Annotated in this window: 4 protein-coding genes and 1 pseudogene; 1 reads left to right on the top strand and 4 read right to left on the bottom strand. The window is 44.6% G+C overall.

What is annotated here, in order from left to right; translation table 11 throughout:
* Positions 1–251 (bottom strand): annotated as a pseudogene (locus tag BLU57_RS16375) (fatty acid cis/trans isomerase); the annotation flags it as partial.
* A 127-nt stretch (positions 252–378) separates the two neighbouring features.
* Here BLU57_RS16375 and BLU57_RS16160 point away from each other — a divergent pair.
* Positions 379–567: a hypothetical protein gene (locus BLU57_RS16160; protein ID WP_176776479.1), complete on the top strand. Its 189-nt coding sequence runs from the start codon at positions 379–381 to the stop codon at positions 565–567.
* Here BLU57_RS16160 and BLU57_RS16985 read toward each other — a convergent pair.
* The 3 genes from BLU57_RS16985 to BLU57_RS15690 all read right to left on the bottom strand — a co-directional run.
* The gene (locus BLU57_RS16985; protein WP_371113176.1) at positions 507–641 is read right to left on the bottom strand and encodes a type II toxin-antitoxin system HicA family toxin; all 135 of its coding nucleotides are present in this window, start codon (positions 639–641) and stop codon (positions 507–509) included. The two genes, BLU57_RS16160 and BLU57_RS16985, sit on opposite strands and share 61 nt — an antisense overlap.
* Before the next feature lie 88 nt (positions 642–729).
* Entirely contained in the window at positions 730–951 is a 222-nt protein-coding gene (locus tag BLU57_RS15685) for a type II toxin-antitoxin system HicB family antitoxin (RefSeq protein ID WP_090322947.1), read from the bottom strand.
* A 403-nt stretch (positions 952–1,354) separates the two neighbouring features.
* The coding region (locus BLU57_RS15690; RefSeq protein WP_143026991.1) for an integrase core domain-containing protein at positions 1,355–1,788 on the bottom strand (434 nt) is incomplete at its 5' end.

A 1,788-nucleotide genomic window follows, 5' to 3' on the forward strand; every position in this document is an offset into this window, starting at 1 on the left:
ATGGCTTCTTTGCGCGCTCCTACATAAATCGATTCGCGAAAAGCGCCGCGCAGCAATCCTTCGGAACTCTCCAGCTTGAGCTGGCACGGCGCATCAAAACAACTGTGGCATGACAAGCACTTTGATTCGATGATTGGCCGGATTTCCTGGATATAAGAAACCGGACGCTCAATCGGTGCAGGCAGTATTGCAGGGCTAGGAATCTGGTTATTGCCAGAAATTGCATCTTGATATTTTTGACAAGCAGACAATACAAAAAGCAAAGCGATGAGATATATACCTGAATAAACTGTCCGCATGAAAAACCATCACTTAAATAAATTGAAAAGACTCTAACAGATCACGCATGAATTGTTTCATGCGTGCAATTAAGCATACATGCTGGACACAATGTGCATTGAATTTGTTCCATTCAGCGAGGGTGCCATTGTCACATCGAATGATGTATGGGATTCCGATATTGTTGTTCCGGAATTTTTGTCTTGGATGACGCAGGCTTATCCAGGCTATTGGCTACAAAATTTCGATTCGCTTCTGGCAATTCCTGATTGGCGAATGATGGGCTGAAGTGTTCCGATGCGTATTTCGGAATGATTAGGCACAGGTACGGTAATCGTTGTGTTATCCATTTTCTTCTGCATCACAATATGACTGCCGCACTAACGGACTTCAATAAAACCATGTTGAGCCCAAATAGCGCACAGTTGCTGTCGGGATAAAACCCGCAACTTACCCAACGACAATCTCTAGGCGGGTTATATAAATCTCATCATGCAATCGCGGCTGAATTTCTTCCGCCGATGCGGTTTCGAAAAACAATTCCAGGGCTTCCCGCAGGTTTTCACGTGCTTCTTGAACAGTATCGCCTTGACTGGCGATGTCGAGCTCCGGGCAGAAAGACACATAACCGTTGCCTTCACGTTCAATGATGGCGGTCATTTGTTTGTTCATGAGACTCGCTCCTAGATTTGGTTTGTAAAGGAAGATAAACGGATTTTATGGTGCATCGCATTGCCAGTAAATCACATAACCGAATCCTGCGTAATGCAAGATTTAATGTGTTTGATGAGGGCGTTTTTTCCTAGATGACGTCGGCTTACATGCAGCTACTTGCTGGAGCGGCAGGCTTCCAGCTTCCGCCTTACACGGATTAACGCTATCAGAAGCGCTTATCTCTTGGGCGATATTCTTCCCGAAATGGCTCGTTCGTAAGCCAACAGAAAAACTTACGCCAGCTTAAACTTATGTAGTCTTTATAGCCTTTTTGAAGATATCTCACTATTAGTTGGATGAGCGCCACAAAAAAGAAAACCATACTAAGCCAAAACGCTAAGATCTTTAGATGTAAGAAATCTCAGAGTTGTTTACAGATAGGTTGATTGAAATAAGCGGTGAGTATTTCATAAGGGGTGGCATTATTCAAACTCTTGTGAGGCTTAACGGTATTGTAGAAATTAATGAAACGGAGAAGCTGAATGTGCCGATCGGCGCAGTCTTTAAAGTGAATCTTGCTGTGCCACATATCCATCAGGGTGCGGATAACCCGCTCAGCTTTACCGTTGGTTTGCGGACGATTGATGCGGGTAAACTTCTGACCGATACCGTGCTGCCTGCAAGCTTTGACGAAAGCGTGGCTGTCAGTTCCTTTAAATTCTTTGCCGTTGTCAGAATAAGCATAGTCGATCTGGTAAGGACATTGGGCAACAGTGCTTGTGAGAAAGCAAGCTGCACTATGCTGGGTTTTATCGGGAAGAATATCGGCATACAGCTCCCTGGAGAAATCATCGA

This window comes from Nitrosomonas oligotropha, assembly GCF_900106555.1.
In the GTDB taxonomy this organism is placed as follows: Bacteria; Pseudomonadota; Gammaproteobacteria; order Burkholderiales; family Nitrosomonadaceae; genus Nitrosomonas; species Nitrosomonas oligotropha_A.

Bases quoted from the DNA above. Each gene is read 5' to 3' on its own strand.
- BLU57_RS16160 (WP_176776479.1), top strand. From the start codon at position 379: ATGCTGGACACAATGTGCATTGAATTTGTTCCATTCAGCGAGGGTGCC.
- BLU57_RS15685 (WP_090322947.1), bottom strand. From the start codon at position 951: ATGAACAAACAAATGACCGCCATCATTGAACGTGAAGGCAACGGTTAT.
- BLU57_RS16985 (WP_371113176.1), bottom strand. From the start codon at position 641: ATGCAGAAGAAAATGGATAACACAACGATTACCGTACCTGTGCCTAAT.